The following is a 14,134-nucleotide window of genomic DNA, read 5'->3' as shown; positions in this document are numbered from 1 at the left end:
TTGTCCTTTGTTATCCTAGCAAGTTTCAAAACCGAATTATTCGAATAGTTCCAGCTGGCGCGGGGCAAGCCCTTCGGGATTCATCCCTAGAAGCTTCATGAGCTCCTTGGCATTCTCAGCAGCATCGCCACCCGAGTTATTGTTAAAAATAACGTAGAGCTCTTCGGTCTGCTCACTAAGACGCAGCAGGTTATCTCTCCACTCTGTAAGCTCCTGCTCGTTATATCGATACAAGTACCGTGTTGCTCTCCAATTGGGATTGCCATTCTGATTCCATCCGGCAGCATTCCTGCCATGCATACGAACGATAGTCTGCCTCGGGCTTGTTGGAACAAGCACAGTAGGCACTGATCCAATACCAGCTTGAGGTTCGTCACAAATACTGTGAACCCATTGCTCTCGGTGCATGAAGGCAAGCGTCTTCTCTCTTGTTTCTTCGGTAAACCAGCTTTGATTCCGAAATTCGAGGGCAACCGGATAGTTTTTCATGCGCTCCCTTACACCTCGAAGTATATCCACATTGCTTCGTGAGCAGTCAAACCAGGGTGGATATTGAAACAGCACAGCTTTTAACTTCCCGCTCTCCTTAACTGGACGAATCGACTCACAAAAAGCCTTGTACATCGAATCATCATCAGTGAACGGGTTTTTCCCTCTCAGATGTCCTGTCATACCTTGATAAGCTTTGACAACAAAGGAAAAATCCTGCGCTGTTTCATTCACCCAACGGCTGAATGTCTTCTCCTGCAGCACTGCATAAAAAGAACTATCCACTTCAACTACGGAAAAATGCCTGCTATATACCTTCAATTTATCCTCTGGCTTGACGGCACCCTTCTCATAAAGCCCATCATGATCTCCCCATCCTGCTAAACCGATACATATCATAGTCACACCCTCCTTAGCCGTGTATCCTTCTCTCTCCTGTTCTCTGTAGAAAAAAGCCGACGCATTTGCGCCGGCCCTATTTATTACAACGTCAATTAATAACTCAAACCAGGATACAGCGGGAATTGAGCTGTCAAATCCTTAACCATGCCGCGTACTTTTTCATGTACAGCTTCATCGGATGGATTCTTTAATGTCAACGCGATGATTTTGGCAATGACTTTCATCGCTTCTTGATCCATGCCACGGGAAGTTGCAGCAGGCGTACCAATACGAATGCCGCTTGTAATCATTGGCTTAGCTGGATCAAAAGGAATAGCGTTTTTGTTCACAGTAACGCCTACTTCATCCAACAAATGCTCAGCGTCTTTTCCACTGATGTTCAAGTTGCGAAGGTCAATCAGCATTAAATGGTTGTCAGTACCGCCGGATACCAGATTAATGCCTTCTGCTGTCAATGCCTCGGACAAAGTTTTAGCGTTATTCACAACATTTTGTGCATACGTTTTGAATTCCGGCTGCAAAGCTTCACCGAAGGAAACCGCTTTGGCTGCAATAACATGCATCAAAGGACCGCCTTGAGTACCCGGGAACACAGCTTTATCAATAGCAGCTGCCCACGGCTTGCGGCACAGAATCATACCGCCGCGAGGACCGCGAAGCGTTTTGTGTGTAGTTGTTGTTACAAAATGTGCGTATGGAACCGGGTTCGGGTGCAAGCCTGCTGCAACAAGACCGGCAATATGGGCCATATCAACAAACAACAAGGCGCCTACATCATTAGCGATGGAAGCCAAAGCTTCAAAATCGATAGTACGAGGGTATGCGCTCGCGCCTGCCACGATCATACGAGGCTTATGCTTGAATGCCAATTTGCGAACTTCATTATAATCGATATGAGCATCGCTTTCTCTAACGCCATATGCAACAAAGTTATACAAGATACCGGATGCATTCACTGGGCTTCCGTGGGTTAAGTGACCGCCATGCGCAAGGTTCATACCTAGAACCGTATCGCCAGGCTGCAAAGCTGCCAGATATACCGCCATGTTCGCTTGCGCGCCTGAATGGGGCTGTACGTTCGCGTGCTCAGCACCGAACAATTCTTTGGCACGGTCACGAGCAATATCTTCAACGATATCAACATGCTCACAACCGCCATAGTAACGCTTGCCTGGGTAGCCTTCGGCATATTTATTAGTTAACACCGTACCCATTGCTTGTAACACAGCTTCACTCACGAAGTTTTCGGAAGCGATTAATTCAATTTTGTCCCGTTGACGACCAATCTCCAAATTCATAGCCTCAACGATTTTAGGATCTTGCTTACGTAATTGTTCCACAATAAATTCCTCCTTAGGATGTAAACTTGATTATATTTGAATTGTATAAGTACGTTACTCGGATCCAGATACTCAACTGTAAGAGTCAACTGCAAGTATCGATATTCGTAGCACTACCCGAATGGGCCTTCGAATCTTCAGCAACCGCTGTGTAGACAGCTCGAGCCCCACCGATTAGTTTCGGTCTTGTATAAGCCATCTGTACAGCAGCATGGCCAATCATACGGATGGAAGGACGTACCGGAACGGCTACAGGCTTCAGATGCATACCTATCAGAGTCCCACCGATATCCACTCCTGCATGCGCCTGTATCGATTCCACCACGCAAGCCTGTTGAAGGTTTTTATAGGCATAGGATGCCATTGATCCCCCTGCCCGTGGTACCGGAACAACAGATACCTGCTCCAAGCGGTACTCTCGCATTGCTTCCCGCTCCACAACCAATGCCCGATTCAGATGCTCACAGCATTGAAAAGCGGGGTAAAACCCAAACTCGGCTCGCACGGCCTCGACAGCGGCGAACAGGTGCGAAGCCACCTCTTCCGTGCCGGAGGTGCCAATATGCTGACCCAACACCTCACTTGTGCTTGTCCCAATAACAACAAGCTGCCCCGCTTCAAGCTTTCCGACGTGAGCTAGCTCACGCAGTACTTGCTCGGCCAAAGGTCGGATTTGGCTCAAATCCAATCCAATTGCCTGATCCATAGTGCTGGCTGATTGATCTGTCTGGCTCATTGACTCCACCTCTTTCATCGGGCTGCCCGATTACGGATGAATCGCGTATTTATCTTCCAACGCTTTTACCTTGCCAATGCGGTTACGGTGACGCTCTCCATTAGAGAACTCCGTTTCCAGCCATATTTTCACGATTTCCTGTGCAACGCCGGGTCCAACCACACGTTCCCCCATGGCCAACACATTCGTATCGTTATGCTCTCTGGTCGCTTTTGCGGAGAATAAATCATGTACCAACGCACAGCGGATACCCGGAACTTTATTGGCAGCAATCGTCATCCCGATGCCGGTTCCGCAAATAAGAAATCCTTTGTCTGCTGCACCGGATACAACCTGATCGCATACAGCGATCGCATAGTCCGGATAATCAACGGAATCTGTACAATTACAGCCAAGATCCGACACTTGATGACCCAATGACTCAATAAATCCAATCAACTCATCTTTTAAACGAACTCCTGCGTGATCTGCTCCAATTGCAATTTTCAAAGCGATTCGCCTCCTGATTGTTGTTGATTTCATTATAACCGAAATCTGTCGGAAAAACGAAAAAAGAGCATACTGCGTGCTATGTACAGCACAACAATGCTCTTTGCCCAGGCGACCGGCCGTATGTCCCGATGCTCCACTGTGGTTAATCCCACTCGTCGCCAGTTACATCGGGTCCCTCTATATAAGCTATATCATAGCGGAAATAACTTTCTCTGTAAAGCCCAAAAATATTCGTGAAACGACCGGTAAATACGCCGAAACTCATCCCGTCACGTTGTTACATACTAACCCCCACGGAGCCTGCAACTAACCTTTCGCAGCCCGGAAAGATCGATGAAATCATGAAATAATGCACATCGCCGTTCACCTTAAACAAGAAGTTAGCTTAACTTACGAATCAGCTTGACCAAACAGCCCTCTATCTCTTCGGCACACTGCCGATACAGCATCACCGAGCCGCCAAAAGGGTCCGCAATATCATAATCGGGAAGCCCACGCTCCAACAGCTGTAACCTTGCACGCTCTTCCTCAGTCACTGGCTGAGACAATGCCCGCTTCACTTCAAGCTCTGCAACCAGACTCTCCAGCTCGACCAGCCGGTCTGCCGCTTCCGAGTCATCTACGAATTCTTTTAACGTGTAAATTTTATCGACGAACTGAGGAAACCGCTGAATAGCATGCTGCTTATGACCGGATGTCATTGTAAGCACCACATCGGCCCAATCGAGCAGCGCTCCCTTTAAGGAGGAAGAGGTCAACGATTCGTTAAAGCCTTTTTCCTTCAAAATGGCTGCCGCATTCCCGGATACGGGTGACCCATCATAGGCCGCCACTCCCGCCGAACGGACCTCTATATGCTGCAAACCGTGTTCTTCCAACATTCGGCGCAGTATTCCTTCCGCCATCGGACTACGGCAGGTGTTGCCGGTACAAACGAACAAAATTCGATTCATCGGAAATCCCTGCCTTCTTCATCAAGATGGGCTGCAATGAGCCTCACCCTTATTGTACCTCAAATGAATTGTTTTATGGAATCCTCAGCAATTTTTATGTGAGATCTTCTTAGACTGCTTGTTCAAGAGTGATGCAGATTGAGGCGGCAGTTCGTAGTCAAAATGCAATTTTGAACGGCCCCTATAGCAGAAAGTTGATTCCAAATGCCAGCAGGATCACACCACCCAGAGCCTCGCCATATTCACCTACCCAATGTCCTACCTTGCGGCCCAACATCAATCCGAATATCGACATTAACCCGCCAACCGCACCAAACAATATTACGGTCAAAATCATATCCCCTGCAAACATGCCGAGAGATACTCCTACGGAAAACGAGTCAACGCTAACGCTGAGAGCAAATAAAACCATTCCCCATGTCGTCTTGTGATCTATGGAGATTGCATGTTCACCTTTTAAAGAGCTGTACACCATATGTACACCAAGAAGCACAAGAAGAATACCGCCGGCCTTCGTAGCTACTCCTCCCAGAAGCAAACCTACATAGCCCCCAGTAAGCATACCCGCCAAAGGCATGACCATATGAAACAACGCAATCAGGAGGCTAAGCTTTATGATATGCAGCTTGCGTATTCCCCTCATCCCGATCCCAATTCCGAGTGATAGCGCGTCCAGCCCCAAGGCGACAGCCATTATCAACAGAGTAATCAGTTGGCCTATTATCAACGGCGATGCCCACTCCATCTTCCCCTCTACCCCCTGTCCCATTCCTAATCAACATATGCGGACAAGGAGGTAAACATACCTGAGATGGCGTTCGGAAAATGAGTGCATGCAGAACACAAGCCAATTATAACGGCTTTTCTTTGGCAAAAGTCAGCTTATACATGAATGACACGATCACCGGCTGCTTTGCGAAGCCGGTTCATAATAGCGGCCCCGAGCCCTGTTTCGGGGCATGCTTCGGCAACGATGAAGCCAACGCCAGCTTCATCGAAACCACGCAGCGCGGCGTACAACTCGTGCGCCACGCTTTCCAGGTCGCCAAGGCTGCCGCAGGCGACGACATGGTCCGCGCGCAGCGCATCAGCGTGCTCGCGATACGTGAGCACGCCTGTGCGTTCGCCGCGCGCGCGGGCTTCATCGAGCTCGCGCTGCAAGCGAGCGAGCACCCGTTCAGGGGCATCGCCCTGAACGAGGGTCATTACGCCGCGCGGCGCGTAATGCGTGTACTTCATGCCCGGCGCACGCGGCGCCTTGGCGGGTTCATGGTGCGCGGAGGCCTCGCGCACCTCTGCTTCAGGCAGCACCCGGCGCAGCTGGGCTGCCGTGACGCCCCCGGGCCGCAGGACGTGGAGTACGCCTCCGCCTCCGCTGCCAGCGGCTGCAGGGATGTACTCCACGACCGTCGACTCGAGCCCGACGCCTGTCGGCCCTCCATCGACGATGCCGTCGATACGGCCGCCCAGATCCTCCAACACATGCGCAGCAAGTGTTGGGCTCGGTCTACCCGAGCGATTGGCGCTCGGGGCGGCTACGGGACAGCCCGCAGCGGCAATGAGCTGCAGCGCCACGGGATGGTCGGGCATGCGCAGCCCGACTGTGCTGAGCCCCGCGGTCACCACCTCGGAAAGCGCGCCGGGCAAGACTGGCAGCACTACAGTCAAGGGCCCGGGCCAGAAGGCGTCCAACAAACGCGAAACGGCCTCATCGGGAGGAGCGGCCAGCTCTTCGATTTGAGACCGATTGGCTATATGTACAATTAACGGATTATCCGATGGTCTTCCTTTAGCTGAAAAAATCTTCATTACCGCGTCAGTTTGTCGTGCATCCGCACCCAGTCCATAGACGGTTTCAGTAGGGAAAGCAACAACACCGCCTTCGCGAAGCACCCTTGCTGCCTCTGCTAATTCCGCTGGCTGCGGCGAAACTGCCGAAACCTTCCAATTCACTGTCATCTTCAAAGCCCCATCCTTGTCATGAAATAGACTTTATGAACCCTCATTATTAGGCATTAGGCGAATAAAGAACCTAATTTTTTCAACATGTCCCAAAGAAAGAATCGGACTTCCGGCTGCTCAGCTGACGCTTGGATTCCATTAACAGCTTGTGCTTGACCGTCTTTTCCGCTTGCTTTGGCCGTTGCTTTTTTATCTATTGCGCCATCTGCTGCTTCTGTTTTATTTCCCTTGCCCGTTTGCATTTTTTTATCCTGTGATGAACTATTTTCTTTATTAACAGAAGCATTGAGCTCAGCGTCTGCAGCATTCGTTTTCTTAACAATCGCTTCCGAATTCACAAAGCATAGCGGGGGGAACAACACGCACCACCAATTTTGCCCTTCCGCCGTCCCAATGGATACACGAAGTGCTTCATAATCGCCTGCCGGGTATATTTGATTTCCATACATTTTGGCCGGAAAAGGAACTACTCCGAGCTCCGCCTCATAAGAATAGGAAAATCCATTCTGGCGCAGCGTTTTCCCTACCAATTCGTTTAACTCCGGCAAATGGTTGCGTACTATCACACGTGCTTCCTCAATACCTTGAGGCTCATCAACCCATTCGTTCATCTGTTCAACAATAGCATCGCGCACCTCGCGCTTGATCCATTGGTCGGCAGGCGAATCGGAATTGGCCAAAATACGCAGTCTAATCGATTGCTGTGGAATGACTTCGCCAGAGCCTTCTGAAGCTTGGTTTACCCCCGATGCCAAAACTACCCCTTGCTCACGATTCGCTTCCCAGCAAGTAATTAATAGAATAAGTGCAAAAATAATATAAACATAACGTTTCCATGAAGTCCGTTTTACCATAGCCAAGCCGCCTCTCCCGCATCGCTGCTAATCGATATCATAGTCCTAGTATGGTCCTATGCGAGAGAGTTTAAACCTAGCAATCTATTAAATTTAAAGGTTAATAAGTTAATAGATTGATTACTTATCTAGTATAACGAACAGCAATAACATGCCGTTCTATACCAGCCAAATCCGGTATAATCCGGATTTCATCCCATTCGGCGGCATCACTGAGCAGCTTCGCTACCGCCTGAGCTTGGCCAAGCCCCACCTCAAGCCCGACCAGCGCCGGCAGCGCCGGCAGCTCTTTGAGCTGTGCAGCCAACCGCCGGTACAGCACAAGCCCATCCGCCCCGCCATACAGCGCGGTGCGAGGTTCATGCAGCCGCACCTCAGGCTGTAGTCCCTCTTCATCCGCCTCCGGAATATACGGTGGATTAGACACCACTGCATCGAGCCGCAGTCCGCGCTCGATATAAGGCACGAGCAAGTCTCCTTCCATGAAGGCGACCCGCTCGCTAACCCCATGGCGCTCTGCATTCGCTCCAGCTACCGCCAGCGCAGCCGGCGAGATGTCGGAGCTCATGATGCGCCATTGCGGGCATTGCACGGCGAGGCTCACCGCGATCGCCCCGCTTCCTGCGCCGATGTCCGCGATCAGCGGGCCTGCTCCTGCCTCCCGCTCCTGATCTGCTCGGTTCTCTGCCAGTTCCGGCCACAGCCGTTTCCCGAGCAGCACCACCTGCTCTACCAGCAGCTCCGTCTCCGGCCGCGGGATCAGCACTGCAGGATTCACCGTAAAAGGGAGCCCATAAAACTCCTGCTCCCCGATAATATATTGTACCGGTTCCCCTGCTGCCTTACGCTTCAACAGCTGCTGCCACAGCTCCAATTGTTCTACGGGGAACATTTCTTGCCAACTTAAAAGCAGCTCGCTGCGCGTAAAACCAAGCACATGCTGTAAAAGCAAATCCGCACAGTTAGCCGCCTCCTGCACTTGATGCCCCTGCAAAAAAGAAGAAGCCTCAACATAGGCTTCACGTATCGTCAACTGCTGTTCAGCGGTCATCGGTTTATTCTTGATCTCCTTTATCCATCAAATCCGATTGCGCGGCAATCGTCAATGCGGAAACAATCTCTCCCATATCGCCGTTCAGAACAGCATCAAGTCGATGCAGCGTCAACCCAATACGGTGATCTGTTACCCGGCTTTGCGGGAAGTTGTAAGTCCGAATTCGTTCACTGCGGTCACCGGTACCGACCTTGCTTTTCCGGTCGCCGGCATATTTGGACATTTCCTCCTGCTGGAACTTGTCAAAAATCCGCGCCCGAAGCACCTGCAGTGCCTTGTCTTTATTGGAGTTCTGTGATTTGCCATCCTGACAGGTAGCAACAATGCCCGTCGGTACATGCGTTACACGAACCGCTGATTTGGTCGTATTAACGGACTGTCCGCCAGCACCGCTGGAACAAAACGTATCTACTCGAATGTCGCTATCGTGAATTTCGATATCGAATTCTTCCATCTCCGGCATAACAGCTACCGTTGAAGTTGAAGTATGGATTCTGCCGCCCGATTCCGTTGTAGGAATTCGTTGCACGCGATGCGCGCCACTTTCGTATTTCAGCTTACTGTATGCGCCTTTTCCGTTAACCATAAAAATAATCTCTTTAAATCCGCCCAAATCATTCATGTTAACATCCATGATTTCGGTCCGCCAGCCTTGTACGTCAGCATATTTGGTATACATACGGTAAAGGTCGGAGGCGAACAACGCCGCTTCATCTCCGCCAGCTGCTCCACGGATTTCCACGATTACGTTCTTGTCATCATTCGGATCCTTCGGCAGCATCAAAATATTAATGCGCGCCTCCAGCTCCTCCTTGCGCTGCGAAAGCTCATCAAGCTCCATTTTCACAAGCTCACGCATTTCGTCATCCAGCTTCTCATTTTGCATAGCTCGAGCGGCATCATGCTGCTCCACAACGCTCTTATATTCCGTGTAAGCTTCATAGGATTCCTGCAAGTCCGATTGCTCCTTGGAATATTCCCGCAGCTTTTTCGTATCGCTTGTAACATCGGGATCGCAAAGTAGCTCGCTTAGTTTTTCATAGCGGTCCGCCAGTGATTGTAATCTATCTAACACAATAATTCACCCCTTATACTGAAATTGGTGTTCGGAAATGCTCATCTCGCCGAGAAGGGCCGAGATGCTACCCGCAGGAAACGTGCTAACCCCTGCCGGGGCAACTCCGCCCTACGCTTTTAACCGACTGATTATGAATTCGTCTGCTCTAACTTGCAGATCTATTTTCATCCGAAAGCAACGCTATACGTTGAATCGGAAATGCATGACATCGCCATCTTTTACAACATATTCTTTACCTTCCAAACGAACCTGGCCTTTTTCCTTCGCTGCATTCATTGAACCGGCATTGACCAAGTCCTCATAGGCAACCACTTCCGCACGGATAAAACCACGTTCAAAATCTGTATGAATAACTCCCGCGGCTTGCGGGGCTTTCGTACCCATGCGAATCGTCCATGCCCGAACTTCCTGTACGCCTGCAGTAAAATAAGTGTACAACCCTAGCAGCTTATAGGCCGCTTTAATCAAACGATTCAAGCCGGATTCCTGTAGGCCCAGCTCCTCAAGGAACATTGCTTTGTCTTCGCCTTCCAGCTCGGCAATCTCCGACTCCACCTTCGCACTGATCGGAACTACTTCCGCACCTTCCAGTGCCGCGTACTCGCGCACTTTTAACACAAAAGGATTGTCTTCAGCGGATGCTACTTCTTCTTCGCTAACGTTGGCTGCATACAGCATCGGCTTCATCGTCAACAAATGCAGATCGCGAATCAAGAGCTTCTCATCTTCGCTCAAATCAACGCTGCGTGCAGGCTTATCGTTGTACAAAGCATCCTTCACGCGTTCCAGGCATTCGACTTCCGCCGCATACTTTTTGTCGCCGCCCTTCATATTTTTACGGGAACGGTCGATCCGCTTCTCAACTGACTCCACATCAGCCAAAATAAGCTCCAGATTAATCGTCTCGATATCACTAATGGGGTTGACCGTACCGGATACATGCGTAATATTCTCGTCTTGAAAGCAACGCACAACATGCACAATAGCGTCTACTTCTCTAATATGCGCAAGAAACTTGTTGCCAAGTCCTTCTCCCTTGCTGGCGCCCTTAACTATACCGGCGATATCAATGAATTCAAATGCGGTAGGCACTACACTTTTTGGAACCACAAGCTCAGTCAGCTTAACAAGCCGCTCGTCCGGTACCTCTACTACGCCTACATTCGGATCTATCGTGCAAAAAGGGTAGTTCGCCGATTCGGCGCCCGCTTGCGTAATTGCATTAAATAAAGTGGATTTTCCCACGTTCGGCAAACCCACGATCCCCGCTTTTAAAGCCATTTATAGGACAACTCCTTAGTAATCATTATTCAATATCCCTAAATAGGTATTATATCGCAAAAACAGGCCCGTTGTCACCTTTCTGTCTGTTTTTCACAACATTTACTATAGGTTATGCAAAAAACCAACTAACGCACGCGGCTATCTTATCCCAAGTGTTAAAAGTAAATAAAGTTGTAGACTGACTGGGTGCACCATTTTTTATATTGCTTTTACTACATCTATCTAATTCAGCCTATTTAAATTTACTTCTTCGAGTGAAGGTATAAGAAATTTATGATCGATTGGCGATGACATTACGATCAGAATCGTGTAGGTCCCGTATTTATCACATTGATTTCCGAACTCCTCAAGGGCTCGTGTGGATTCGGTCATTACTTTTAATAAGTAATTATGTTCTCCACTAATACGGTAACATTCGACCACATCGGGAGTTGAGCGGCAGAATTCTAGGAATGCGTTACAATCCCTTGAATGAAACAGCATGTAAGCAGCAGCGTTTTTTCCAATTTTTTCAGGAGAAATTATGGTGCGATACTCGCTGATGACCCCTTTTTCCTCCATACGCCTAACTCTTTCCGTTACTGCGGGTTGTGATAGACCAACACATTTCCCCAGCTCTGTCATTGAAATTCTCGCTTGGCTTTGTAGATGGAAAAGGATTTGCTTATCAACATGGTCCATTGAAATCGACTCCTTTAAATTCAAGGTATTGTCTATAAACTAGCTTGTAATTAATCGTTACATGGCCAATTTAACTTAGTTACCTTATGTAATCGATATAACTAATTTTATATAATAAACTTACAATAGTAAAGTGAATAAAGCTTTAACTATTCCGAAAGGATGAAGACTGTTGGGTATGTTGTATTCAAACAAAATGAATCACGAGTGTTTACCAGATCGCATCGATGAAGTAATCAATAGAACGCTTGCAGACAAGCGACTGGTTGGCGCTGTCATTAAAGTGGCAATAGATGGGGTATTGGTTTATAGCCGCGCTGCTGGTCTTGCAGACCGCGAGATGAACCGGCCCATGCGAGAAGATGCCTTATTCAGGCTTGCTTCGGTTAGCAAACCTATCGTTTCAACGGCTGCCCTAGTACTAGTTGCGCAAGGTCGTTTACAGTTGGACGACCGTGTTGATCGCTGGCTTCCAGAGTTTCGGCCACGTTTGCAGAACGGTGAGTTCGCGACATTGACGATTCGTCATCTGATGACGCACACCGCGGGTCTGACTTACCGCTTCTTTCAAGAAAAGAACGGTTCCTATCAACAAGCCGGGGTATCGGATGGCATGGATCAACCCGGGATCACTTTGGAAGAGAACCTGCGTCGTATTGCCTCTGTTCCGCTCCTCTATACGCCAGGCACCGAATGGAAATATTCCATTGCGACAGATGTGTTGGGAGCAGTAATTGCAAAAGTCACAGAAACACCGCTCAGCGAGGCTATACATTCATTGGTGACAAAGCCGATTGGCATGAGAGACACCGGTTTTATTGCAGTCGACCCAGAGCGACTGGCCACGGCCTACGCTAATGATGTTCTAGAGCCACGGCCTATGCATGATCCCGACAGCATTGCCTTTGTGGAGGGCACGGCGGGCTTCCGGCTGGCCCCTGGCCGGGCACTTGACGGCTCAGCCTATCCTTCTGGGGGGGCCGGCATGGTTGGTAGCGCAGGTGACTTTTTGAATCTGCTGGAAGCATTACGCAAGGGTGGTGCGCCCCTGCTCCCGGAGTCTCTGGTTCGAGAAATGACTACCAACCAGATCGGTGATCTGCCGATGGCTTTTTGGCCAGGGCGAAGCTTCGGCTTAGGGATTACGCTGCTCAAGGATCCTGTCGCCGCAGAAACTCCGGAATCCTCGGGTACATGGCGCATGGGCGGTACCTATGGTCATTCATGGTTCGTCGATCCTGAGCAGCGGCTTAGCGTTGTTGCGTTCACCAATACCGCACTGGAAGGCATGTCAGGTCAGTTTACTATTGACCTTTGTGAAGCCGTTTATGACAGGATCAAGAAATAGTAAACGAACACGAGAGCCTTGGTCCGACATGAACCGACGAAGGCTCTTGTGTAACACGATACTGAAGGAGTAGTTATTAGAATCTATAACAAAACCTAACTTAATTCTGTTAGTCATTAATCGCTTTGGCAATAGATCATATAATCTACAATTAATAAAAGAGAGGTACTTCTGAAATGAGTCTTAACACAACTTCTGCCACAAAAAGTGTCTCCAGCACCTTCTCTTCTGATCGTCTCCCGTGGGCTGGATTACTCGCCCTTGCAATGACAGGTTTTATCTGTATCCTTACCGAAACGATTCCCGCCGGTTTGTTACTCCAGATAGGTGAAGGGCTTGGAGTTTCGGAAGCTCTAGCGGGTCAACTCGTTACCTTGTACGCCCTTGGCTCACTATTGGCCGCGATTCCCTTAACGACCGCTACGCGCGGATGGCGGCGGCGACCACTGCTACTAGTGTGCATCCTTGGCTTTCTAGCATTCAACACCATCACCACTCTTTCTTCCAGCTATACGCTGACGCTGGCAGCTCGTTTCTTCGCGGGCGTATCCGCTGGTATATTATGGGGTATGATAGCAGGCTATGCCCGGCGCATGGTGCCGGAGTCGCTCAAGGGACGAGCTATGGCGGTGGCGATGGTCGGGACGCCTCTCGCCCTTGCACTCGGTGTCCCTGCCGGAACATTTCTTGGTGCCCTTGTGGGCTGGCGCTCTGTCTTTGGAATCATGTCGCTGTTGGCTCTGGTGCTGGTTGCTTGGGTGCTTTGTAAGCTACCGGACTATCCAGGAGAGGCCGCCGATAAGCAGCTCCCTCTCTATAAGGTCTTTGTTATTCCGGGGGTTAGGCCCGTACTATTTATAGTTCTGGCCTGGGTGCTAGCCCATAATATCCTTTATACCTATATTGCACCGTATCTTGAACAGGCTGGGCTTATCAAGCACGTTGACTTAGTACTGCTTATTTTCGGTATTACAGCGCTTGTTGGCATCTGGGTTATTGGTGTGTTGATCGACCGCAAACTACGGCCATTGGTTCTAATTAGCCTCACTGCTTTTGCCTTGGTGTCCGTCGTGCTAGGCATAAGTAGCAGCCAGCCCGTCGTAATCTACCTAGTGGTTGTTGTGTGGGGATTGACGTTCGGGGGTGCGGCAACTCTACTACAAACAGCAGTTGCTGAAGCTGCTGGCGAAAGTGCAAATGTGGCCCAGTCGATGCTGGTGACGGCATGGAACCTAGCCATCGGCGGTGGCGGTGTGATAGGCGGTATTCTTATCGAAACACTTGGTGTCAGCTCCTTCCCGTGGGCATTGTTTATTCTACTGATCCTTGCGCTACTAGTAGCGTGGCGCTCTAGAGAACACGGATTTCCTTCAAAAAGGCGCTGAGGGACGCTGGAAACAATAAAAAGACCGTTTCTTCCCTGGCCTAGAAGGCATGAAGGGACGAGAAACGGCCTTTTTT

General features: G+C 49.7%; 14 protein-coding genes and 1 riboswitch. Of the genes, 2 read left to right on the top strand and 12 right to left on the bottom strand.

Features of this window, described 5'->3' with window-relative positions; all coding sequences use genetic code 11:
- Positions 1-36: 36 nt before the first annotated feature.
- From ACFQ0C_RS28175 to ACFQ0C_RS28120, 12 genes are all read right to left on the bottom strand, one after another.
- Entirely contained in the window at positions 37-888 is an 852-nt protein-coding gene (locus tag ACFQ0C_RS28175; RefSeq protein ID WP_379371644.1) for a DUF72 domain-containing protein, read from the bottom strand.
- Between the two features lie 95 nt (positions 889-983).
- Positions 984-2,231, bottom strand: coding sequence for a serine hydroxymethyltransferase (glyA, locus tag ACFQ0C_RS28170; protein ID WP_379371642.1), 1,248 nt, complete (start codon positions 2,229-2,231; stop codon positions 984-986).
- Between the two features lie 85 nt (positions 2,232-2,316).
- Positions 2,317-2,967 carry a TIGR01440 family protein gene (locus tag ACFQ0C_RS28165; RefSeq protein WP_379371640.1) on the bottom strand — a complete coding sequence of 217 codons (651 nt, stop codon included), beginning with the start codon at positions 2,965-2,967 and terminating at the stop codon, positions 2,317-2,319.
- A 30-nt stretch (positions 2,968-2,997) separates the two neighbouring features.
- Complete coding sequence (rpiB, locus tag ACFQ0C_RS28160; RefSeq protein WP_258213902.1) at positions 2,998-3,456, bottom strand: ribose 5-phosphate isomerase B; 459 nt, start codon at positions 3,454-3,456, stop codon at positions 2,998-3,000.
- Between the two features lie 98 nt (positions 3,457-3,554).
- Positions 3,555-3,635, bottom strand: a riboswitch (ZMP/ZTP riboswitch).
- Between the two features lie 204 nt (positions 3,636-3,839).
- The gene (locus ACFQ0C_RS28155) at positions 3,840-4,412 is read right to left on the bottom strand and encodes a low molecular weight protein arginine phosphatase (protein WP_258213901.1); all 573 of its coding nucleotides are present in this window, start codon (positions 4,410-4,412) and stop codon (positions 3,840-3,842) included.
- Positions 4,413-4,593: 181 nt separating this feature from the next.
- Entirely contained in the window at positions 4,594-5,157 is a 564-nt protein-coding gene (locus tag ACFQ0C_RS28150; RefSeq protein WP_379371637.1) for a manganese efflux pump MntP, read from the bottom strand.
- A gap of 137 nt (positions 5,158-5,294) precedes the next feature.
- Positions 5,295-6,371 carry an L-threonylcarbamoyladenylate synthase gene (locus tag ACFQ0C_RS28145; RefSeq protein ID WP_379371635.1) on the bottom strand — a complete coding sequence of 359 codons (1,077 nt, stop codon included), beginning with the start codon at positions 6,369-6,371 and terminating at the stop codon, positions 5,295-5,297.
- Positions 6,372-6,427: 56 nt separating this feature from the next.
- Positions 6,428-7,228, bottom strand: a complete 801-nt coding sequence (spoIIR, locus tag ACFQ0C_RS28140; RefSeq protein WP_379371633.1) for a stage II sporulation protein R — start codon at positions 7,226-7,228, stop codon at positions 6,428-6,430.
- 124 nt (positions 7,229-7,352) lie between these two features.
- A complete protein-coding gene (gene prmC / locus ACFQ0C_RS28135; RefSeq protein WP_379371631.1) occupies positions 7,353-8,279 on the bottom strand; it encodes a peptide chain release factor N(5)-glutamine methyltransferase in 927 nt (308 codons plus the stop codon).
- Positions 8,280-8,283: 4 nt separating this feature from the next.
- Positions 8,284-9,357: a peptide chain release factor 1 gene (gene prfA, locus ACFQ0C_RS28130; protein ID WP_258213896.1), complete on the bottom strand. Its 1,074-nt coding sequence runs from the start codon at positions 9,355-9,357 to the stop codon at positions 8,284-8,286.
- Between the two features lie 183 nt (positions 9,358-9,540).
- Positions 9,541-10,641 (bottom strand): redox-regulated ATPase YchF, encoded by a 1,101-nt coding sequence (ychF, locus tag ACFQ0C_RS28125; protein WP_258213895.1) that lies wholly within the window; start codon positions 10,639-10,641, stop codon positions 9,541-9,543.
- Positions 10,642-10,866: 225 nt separating this feature from the next.
- On the bottom strand, positions 10,867-11,325 hold the full coding sequence (locus tag ACFQ0C_RS28120) for an Lrp/AsnC family transcriptional regulator (RefSeq protein WP_379371628.1): 459 nt from the start codon (positions 11,323-11,325) through the stop codon (positions 10,867-10,869).
- Between the two features lie 178 nt (positions 11,326-11,503).
- On the opposite strand from ACFQ0C_RS28120, the gene ACFQ0C_RS28115 reads away from it, so the two are divergent.
- Complete coding sequence (locus ACFQ0C_RS28115) at positions 11,504-12,673, top strand: serine hydrolase domain-containing protein (RefSeq protein ID WP_379371895.1); 1,170 nt, start codon at positions 11,504-11,506, stop codon at positions 12,671-12,673.
- A 176-nt stretch (positions 12,674-12,849) separates the two neighbouring features.
- The gene (locus tag ACFQ0C_RS28110; protein WP_379371626.1) at positions 12,850-14,058 is read left to right on the top strand and encodes an MFS transporter; all 1,209 of its coding nucleotides are present in this window, start codon (positions 12,850-12,852) and stop codon (positions 14,056-14,058) included.
- Positions 14,059-14,134 lie beyond the last annotated feature (76 nt).

The sequence above is a fragment of the Paenibacillus sp. GCM10027630 genome (assembly GCF_042676305.1).
Taxonomy (GTDB): Bacteria; Bacillota; Bacilli; order Paenibacillales; family NBRC-103111; genus Paenibacillus_S.
This window is presented reverse-complemented; position numbering and strand designations above follow the sequence as displayed.

Bases quoted from the DNA above. Each gene is read 5' to 3' on its own strand.
- spoIIR (WP_379371633.1), bottom strand. From the start codon at position 7,228: ATGGTAAAACGGACTTCATGGAAACGTTATGTTTATATTATTTTTGCA.
- ACFQ0C_RS28155 (WP_258213901.1), bottom strand. From the start codon at position 4,412: ATGAATCGAATTTTGTTCGTTTGTACCGGCAACACCTGCCGTAGTCCG.
- ACFQ0C_RS28115 (WP_379371895.1), top strand. From the start codon at position 11,504: ATGTTGTATTCAAACAAAATGAATCACGAGTGTTTACCAGATCGCATC.
- ACFQ0C_RS28145 (WP_379371635.1), bottom strand. From the start codon at position 6,371: ATGACAGTGAATTGGAAGGTTTCGGCAGTTTCGCCGCAGCCAGCGGAA.
- prmC (WP_379371631.1), bottom strand. From the start codon at position 8,279: ATGACCGCTGAACAGCAGTTGACGATACGTGAAGCCTATGTTGAGGCT.
- ACFQ0C_RS28110 (WP_379371626.1), top strand. From the start codon at position 12,850: ATGAGTCTTAACACAACTTCTGCCACAAAAAGTGTCTCCAGCACCTTC.
- ACFQ0C_RS28165 (WP_379371640.1), bottom strand. From the start codon at position 2,967: ATGAGCCAGACAGATCAATCAGCCAGCACTATGGATCAGGCAATTGGA.
- ACFQ0C_RS28120 (WP_379371628.1), bottom strand. From the start codon at position 11,325: ATGGACCATGTTGATAAGCAAATCCTTTTCCATCTACAAAGCCAAGCG.
- ACFQ0C_RS28175 (WP_379371644.1), bottom strand. From the start codon at position 888: ATGATATGTATCGGTTTAGCAGGATGGGGAGATCATGATGGGCTTTAT.
- ychF (WP_258213895.1), bottom strand. From the start codon at position 10,641: ATGGCTTTAAAAGCGGGGATCGTGGGTTTGCCGAACGTGGGAAAATCC.
- ACFQ0C_RS28150 (WP_379371637.1), bottom strand. From the start codon at position 5,157: ATGGAGTGGGCATCGCCGTTGATAATAGGCCAACTGATTACTCTGTTG.